We start from the raw sequence: 7,489 nt of genomic DNA, 5'->3' as shown, positions 1-7,489 counted from the left end.
CGGCCTGCCCTTCGCGCCGTTCGCCGCCGCGCTGCGCGACGTGCTGCGCCACGACGGCCCGGCCGCCTTCGCCGGCTACGAGGCGGAGTTCGCCCGGCTGCTGCCCGAGCTGGCCCGGGTGCCGGCCGGGGCCGCCGCGCCCACCGGGCTGCCCGTCTCCGACACCCCGCGCGGCTACCTGTTCGACCTGGTCGCCGACCTGTTCCGGCGGATCGCCGAGGAGCGGCCGCTGGTGCTGCTGATCGAGGACCTGCACTGGGCCGACCGCTCCACCCGCGACCTGATCGGCTTCCTGGTCCGGGCCGCCCGGGCCACCCGCCTGCTGCTGGTCTGCACCTACCGCACCGACGAGCTGCACCGCGGCCACCCGCTCCGCCCCTTCCTCGCCGAGCTGGACCGGGCCCGGGGCGTGGACCGGATCGAGCTGGGCCGGCTGGACCGGGACGGCACCGCCGCCATCCTCGCCGACCTGCTCGGCGCCGAGCCGGCCGCCCGCGCCGTCGACGACGTGCACGGGCGTACCCAGGGCAACCCGTTCTTCATCGAGGAGCTGGCCGCGGCCGGCGACCCGGTCGGCTGCGCGGTGCTGCCGGAGACGCTGCGCGACCTGCTGCTGGCCCGGGTGGACCGGCTGCCCGAGCCGGCCCAGCGGGTGCTGCGGATGGCCGCCGCCGGCGGCACCCGCTTCGCCCACCAACTCCTCGCCGAGGTGGCCGGCCTGCCCGAGGCCGAGCTGGAGGACGCGCTGCGCGCCGCCGTGGCCGGCCAGCTCGTGGTGGCCGACCCGGACGGCGACTACGAGTTCCGGCACGCGCTGTTCCGCGAGGCCGTCCACGACGACCTGCTCCCCGGCGAGCACGCCCGGCTGCACGCCCGGTACGCCGCCGCGATCGAGGCGCAGCCGCACCTGGTGGCCGCCGGTCGCGCCCCGGCCGAGATCGCCCACCACTGGTACGCGGCGCACGACCACCCGCGCGCCCTGATCGCCGCCCGGACGGCCGCCGGGGCCGCCGCCGACCGCTACGCGTACGCCGAGCAGAGCCGGCTGCTGGAGCGGGTCCTGGAACTGTGGGAGCTGGTGCCCGACGCGGCAGACCGGCTCGGCATGGACCACCTGCGGGTGCTGGAGGAGACCCTGGACGCGGCCAGCACGGCCGGCGACTACAACCGGGCGCTCACCCTGACCCGGGCCGGGCTGGCCGAGGTCGACACCGCCGCCGAGCCGCTGCGCGCCGCCGGCCTGCTCCACCGGCGCGGCCGGCTGCTCGCCCTGCTCGGCAAGAGCGACGGCACCGCCGAGGTACGCGAGGCGTACCGGCTGGCGGCCGGGGTGCCGGACACGCCGGAGCGGGTGCGGCTGCTCGCCGACATCGCGGCGCACCTGGTCAAGATCGACCCCGGGCAGGCCGCCTCGGTGGCCGACGAGGCGATGGCCGCGGCCGAGGCGGTCGGCGAGGACGTGGCCCTGCTGCCCACCCGGATCGCCCTGCTCTGCCGCACCGACAACGCCCCCGACCTGGGGCTGGCCGAGCTGCGCCGGGCCGAGGCCCTGGCCCGGGCCACCGGCAACGCGCCGGCGCTGGTCAGCGCCCTGGTGTACCTCTCCGACGTGCTCTACGAGCTGGGCCGGTATGCCGAGTCCGAGGAGGCCGCCGAGGCCGGGGTGAGCGAGGCGCGCCGGGTGGGCATCAGCCGCTCCACCGGGGCGTACCTGCTGTCGAACCGGGCCGAGGCGCTGATCGCGCTGGGTCGCTGGGACGAGGCCGACGCGGCCTGCGCGGAGGCGGCCCGGATCGACCCGCCGGGCGTCTCCGGGCTGCACTGGCTCCAGCTTCGGGCCGGGCTGCGGCTGGCCCGTGCGCATCCCGCCGCCGACGAGCTGGTCGGCCGGGCGCTCGCCTTCCTGGCCCGGCCCTACCTCTGGCCGAACCACCGGCTGCCACTGCGCGAACTGCGCATCGAGGCCGCCCTGGCGGTGGACGACAAGGTGGCCGCGCTCGCCGCGAGCCGGGCGGCCCTGGCCGACGAGCGCCTGGTCGACCTGCCCCGGGAGGGCTGGCCGGTGCTCAGCGCGGTGGCCCGCGCCGCCGCGCTGGTCGGCGACCGGGACCGGCTCACCCCGCCGCCGTGCGCCGAGTCGATCGCCGCGGCGCTGCCCACCGCCGAGCTGACCGTCTGCCCCGGCGCCGGCCACATGCTGATGATGGAACGCCCCGACGACGTGAACGCGGCCGTCGCCGGGGTGCTGCACCAGGTGCTCACGGGGAGGGACGCGGGAACGTCCGGGCAGCGGGTGGGAACGTCCGCATAACGGGCAACCCCACCGGCGGGCAGCGGGCAACGGCATGGCCCCGACAGCGGCCGGGTCGGCGGCCCGTACCCTCATTCAGCCCGCCGTCTGACACAGGAGCCCCCGCGTTGAGCGACCAGACCACCCTGGAACGGGAGATGGCCGTCGAACAACGGCATCTCGACCGGGTGTACGCCCGGCTGGCCGAACTGCGTCGGTCGGCCGCCGACGCCGAGCGGGAGGGCTACCAGCTGGCCCGGGTCGGCAACTTCGGGGCGCTGGTCGAGCGGGACGCGATGGTCTTCCACGCGGCGCAGCGCCGCCACGTGCTGGACGCCGAGCACGAGGGGCTGGTCTTCGGCCGGCTGGACCTGCGCACCGGGCAGGTGCTGCACGTGGGGCGGCTCGGCGTGCGCGGGGAGAACGCCGAGACCCTGGTGGTGGACTGGCGGGCGCCGGCCGCCGCGGCGTTCTACCAGGCCACCCCGGCCGAGCCGCGCGGTGTGGTGCGGCGGCGCACGATCCAGTCGTCGGCGGAGCGGGTCACCCGGATCGAGGACGACCTGCTGGACCCGGAGTCGGCGCCGCCGGACCTGGCGGTGGTCGGCGACGGCGCGCTGCTGGCCACTCTCTCCCGGGCCACCGGGCGGGGCATGCGGGACATCGTGGCCACCATCCAGCGGGAGCAGGACGAGGCGATCCGCTCCCCCGCCAGCGGCGTCACGATCGTCTCCGGCGGCCCGGGCACCGGCAAGACGGCGGTGGCCCTGCACCGGGCCGCGTACCTGCTCTACTCCGACCGGGCCCGGTACGCCGGGGGCGGCATCCTGGTGGTCGGCCCGTCGAGCGTGTTCGTCCAGTACATCGCCTCGGTGCTCCCGTCGCTCGGCGAGGAGACCGCCACCCTGCACTCGCTCGGCTCGCTCTTCCCCGGCCTGTCGGCGACCCGGACCGATCCGCCCGAGGTGGCCGCGGTGAAGGGGTCGCTGCGGATGCGCCGGGTGCTGGAGCGCTCGGTCCGGGACGCCGTGCCCGACTCCCCCACCGAGCTGCGCCTGCTCTACCGGGGGGAGCTGCTCCGGCTGGAGCGGGCCGAGCTGGACGCGGTCCGGGACCGGGCGCTGTCCCGGGGCGCACGCCGCAACGAGGTGCGCCGGATGGCCTTCGACGCGGTGCTCGCGGCGCTCTGGGCGCAGGCCCGCGCGCTGCGGATCGGCCGGCTGCCGGAGCAGCCCGCGTTCGAGGACGAGATCATCGAGCGGCCGGAGTTCCGCGACTTCCTCAAGGCCTGGTGGCCCCGGCTGCACCCGCGGCACGTGCTGGGCTGGCTGGCCCGCCCGGAGCGGCTGCGCCGGTACGCCGGCGGCATCCTCTCCGGGGCCGAGATCCGGCTGCTCACCGAGGCGTACCGGAGCCTGGACGCCGAGGGGCTCACCATCGCCGACGTGGCGCTGCTGGACGAGCTGGACGCGCTGCTCGGCAAGCCGGTGCCGCGGGCGAGGGCGAAGCGGGACCCGTTCCAGCTGGCCGGCGGCGTACGCGAGCTGAGCACGTTCGCCGACCGGCAGCGGGCCGCGCGGGCCGCCGCCCGGGAGCGTCCGGAGGACTACCGCGACTACGCCCACGTGGTGGTCGACGAGTCGCAGGACGTCTCGCCGATGCAGTGGCGGATGATCGGCCGGCGCGGTCGGCTGGCCTCCTGGACCGTGGTGGGCGACCCGGCGCAGACCGCCTGGACCGGCGACCCGCAGGAGCTGTCCCGGGCCCGGGACCAGGCGCTGGGCCGGCGCCGCCGGTACCGGTACGAGCTGACCACCAACTACCGCAACTCGGCGGAGATCTTCGCGGTGGCGGCCGCGGAGATCCGCCGCGTCCACCCGGACCTCGCGCTGCCCACCGCGGTGCGCTCCACCGGCGTGGCACCGGTGGAGCGGACCGTGCCCGCCGCCGAGCTGCCCGCCGCCACCGCGGCGGCGGCCCGGGCGCTGCTGGCCGAGGTCGAGGGCACGGTGGGGGTGATCACGCCGGTGCCGCGCCGGGACGAGGTGGCCGGTTGGCTGGGCGACCTCGGCGGCCGGCTCCAGGTGGTGACCAGCCTCCAGGCCAAGGGCATGGAGTACGACGGGGTGGTGCTGGTCGCACCGAGCGAGATCCGGGCCGATCCGGGGTCGGGCGTCCGCACCCTCTACGTGGCGCTCTCGCGGGCCACCCAGCGCCTGACCACGCTCGACCCGGTCGGCTGACGACGGCTCACCGCCCGTTCACTTGCACACATAGCGATGTGAGCATAGATTGAGCCCAGCCGGTGCGGCGGACGAGAGGGTGTGGGCGTGGGCGCAGGTCATGACCACAGCGGCACGGTGGCCAACGCCGCGCACCGCCACCGGGGTCGACTCTGGGGTGCCTTCGCGCTGCTCACCGCCCTGATGGTGGTCGAGGCGGTGGCCGCGTTCGCCACCGGATCGCTGGCCCTGCTCTCCGACGCCGGGCACATGTTCACCGACGTCCTCGGCATCGGCATGGCCCTCGCCGCGATCACCGCCACCCGGCACGCCGACACCGACCCGCAGCGCACCTTCGGGCTCTACCGCCTCGAGGTGCTGGCCGCGCTGGCCAACGCGGTGCTGCTCGGCGCCGTCGCGGTCTACGTCCTCGTCGAGGCCGTACGCCGGTTCGGCGAGCCGCCGGAGGTGCTCGCCGGGCCGATGCTCGCCGTGGCGGTGCTCGGCCTGCTCGCCAACATCGCCGCGTTCGCGCTGCTGCGCGCCGGCGCCGAGGAGAGCATCAACCTGCGCGGGGCCTACCTGGAGGTGCTGGGCGACCTGCTGGGCTCGCTCGGGGTGATCGGCGCCGCCGTGGTCATCGCGCTCACCGACTGGTGGTGGGCCGACCCGCTGGTCGCCGTGGCGATCGGGTTGTTCATCCTGCCGCGCACCTGGCGGCTCGGCCGGGCCGCCGTCCGCATCCTGGTGCAGGCGGCCCCGGAGCACCTCCAGGTGACCGCGGTGCACGACCGGCTGGCCGCCGTGCCCGGCGTCGCCGAGGTGCACGACCTGCACGTCTGGACGCTCACCTCGGGCATGGAGGTGGCCTCGGCCCACCTGACCATGGCGCCGGGCGCCGAGGTGGGCGACGTACTGGCCGCCGCCCGTGCCGCCCTGCACGAGGACTTCTCGATCGATCACGCAACGTTGCAGATCGAACCCGGAGCGTCTCCCGGGGCCTGCGGTGCGGTCGAGTGGTAATTAGGGCAATCTTAAATCCAAGTGGCTATTGTGCACTTGTGCCGGTTTTGACCGGGCGATCGGCTTCCACCTGCGGAGCCGGCCCGGAACAGCGCCGGTAGGATCGACCGCGGCCTCCGCCGGGCGGCGCCCACCGGCGCCTGCGGCGGCCGTCGCCTAATCGCCCGCAGGGGCGAGCCGGGGAACCACGTTCGTGGGGTGCATCCGCGTGAGCGGTAGGGATCTTCCGTCCCGAACCCGTCAGCTAACCCGGTCGGCGGTTGACGGAAGGACATGTGAATGCCCCCAGTGGCACCTGTACGACGGACGGTCGCCCGGTTGGCGGCCCTGCTCATCGCGACGCTCACCCTCGGCGTCGTGACCGCGCCGGTCTCCCCCGCCTCGGCGGCTCCGGCGACCGCCCTGCTCGCCGCCGCACCCGGTGACGACGAGGGCGGTACTCCGGCGCTGCGCGCCCAACTCGACGCGGCCAGCAAGGGCTGGCTGGAGGCGCGGGCCGCGTTGAACCGCTCGGTGACCCGGCAGCAACAGCTCACCGCTCAGCTCAAGACGGTCAACGCCGAGTTGACCGTGCGCGACGCCAAGGTCGGCGAGATCGCCGGAGTGGCGTACCGGGCCGGGCGGATGGGCACGGCTGCGGCGCTGCTCGGCAGCAGCAGCCCGGAGGGCTTCATGGATCGCGCGGCGGCGCTGGAACAGGTGGCCGCGCACGAGGACCGGGCGCTGCGCGACCTGATCGAGACCCGGGACGAGGCCACCCGCACGCAGGCCGCGCTCACCGGCGAGATCCAGGAGCAGCGCAAGCAGGTCGCCGTGATGGCCAAGCGCAAGCAGCAGGCCGAACGCGCCCTGGAGGTGGCGAACAACCGCGCGTCCAGCAGCGGCGGCGGCAGCGTGCAGGGCACCTCCTCGGCGAACGCGAAGCCGGCCCCGCGCAACTCCGACGGCTCCTGGCCGCCCGAGTCGTGCAGCGTCAACGACCCGACGCCGGCCGACGGCTGCATCACCCCGCGTACCCTGCACGCGCTCCAGCAGGCCAAGGCGGCCGGCTTCACCCGGTACGTCTCCTGCCACCGGCCCAGCGGCTCGGGCGAGCACCCGAAGGGGCGGGCCTGCGACTTCGCCGCGCAGAAGGACGGCTTCGGCGGCGTGGCCACCGGTGGCGACAAGACGTACGGCAACAACCTGGCCGCCTACTTCATCCGCAACGCCGACCCGCTCGCCGTGCTCTACGTGATCTGGTACAAGCAGATCTGGCTGCCGAGCAGCGGCTGGAAGGCGTACAGCGGCGGCAACGGCGACCCGTCCAGCGACCACACCAACCACGTGCACCTGTCGGTGTACTGACCCCGCCCCGGCGGCACCCGGCCTACGCCCCACGACGTACGCCGGGTGTCGCCGGGCGGCCCACGACGCGGCGCCCGCGACGGCCGAGCATCGGGGGCATGAGTCGACTCTCCCCCGCCGGGCGCAAGGCCCTGCTCACCCTGCACCTGGTCACCTCGCTGGGCTGGCTCGGCGCCGACCTGGTGCTGCTCGCCCTCGGCGTGGCCGGGCTGCGCGGGGCCGACCCCGAGGTGGTCTATCCGGCGGCCGCGCTGCTGGTCACCTGGCTGTTCGCCCCGCTGAGCGTGGCGGTCTGGCTGGTCGGGCTGGCCAGCGCACTGCTCACCCCGTGGGGGCTGCTGCGCTGGCGCTGGGTGCTGGTGAAGTTCGCCGTCACCAGCGTGGTGCTCGCGCTGGTGCTGCTCCTGCTCACCCCGCGGGTCCGGCACCTCGGCGAGCTGGCCGGGGCGGCCGACACCCACCTGCGCGTCGACCTGGTGGTCGCGCCGACCGTCTCCAGCACGCTGCTGCTCGTCGTCACGGTGCTGTCCACGTACAAGCCGTGGGGGCGGCTGCGGCCGGCCCGCCCGGCGGCCCGGCGACCGGCGCCGGCCGGGCGGCGCGGCTG

5 protein-coding genes and 1 riboswitch are annotated in these 7,489 nt (G+C 75.6%); all 5 genes read left to right on the top strand.

Translation table 11 applies throughout. The features are described from left to right. On the top strand, positions 1-2,311 hold a 2,311-nt coding region (locus B0E53_RS31050), incomplete at its 5' end, for an AAA family ATPase (protein WP_246835684.1). Between the two features lie 107 nt (positions 2,312-2,418). Then, complete coding sequence (locus tag B0E53_RS31045; protein ID WP_107079236.1) at positions 2,419-4,533, top strand: AAA family ATPase; 2,115 nt, start codon at positions 2,419-2,421, stop codon at positions 4,531-4,533. A gap of 87 nt (positions 4,534-4,620) precedes the next feature. Next, positions 4,621-5,535: a cation diffusion facilitator family transporter gene (locus B0E53_RS31040; protein ID WP_107079237.1), complete on the top strand. Its 915-nt coding sequence runs from the start codon at positions 4,621-4,623 to the stop codon at positions 5,533-5,535. A gap of 143 nt (positions 5,536-5,678) precedes the next feature. Beyond that, a riboswitch (cyclic di-AMP (ydaO/yuaA leader) is annotated at positions 5,679-5,810 on the top strand. Between the two features lie 4 nt (positions 5,811-5,814). Continuing rightward, a complete protein-coding gene (locus B0E53_RS31035; RefSeq protein ID WP_107079235.1) occupies positions 5,815-6,882 on the top strand; it encodes a hypothetical protein in 1,068 nt (355 codons plus the stop codon). 98 nt (positions 6,883-6,980) lie between these two features. Next, positions 6,981-7,489: hypothetical protein (locus B0E53_RS31030; RefSeq protein WP_107079234.1), on the top strand; the 509-nt coding region annotated here is incomplete at its 3' end.

The sequence above is a fragment of the Micromonospora sp. MH33 genome (assembly GCF_003013775.1).
Classification (GTDB): Bacteria; Actinomycetota; Actinomycetes; order Mycobacteriales; family Micromonosporaceae; genus Micromonospora; species Micromonospora fulviviridis.
This window is presented reverse-complemented; position numbering and strand designations above follow the sequence as displayed.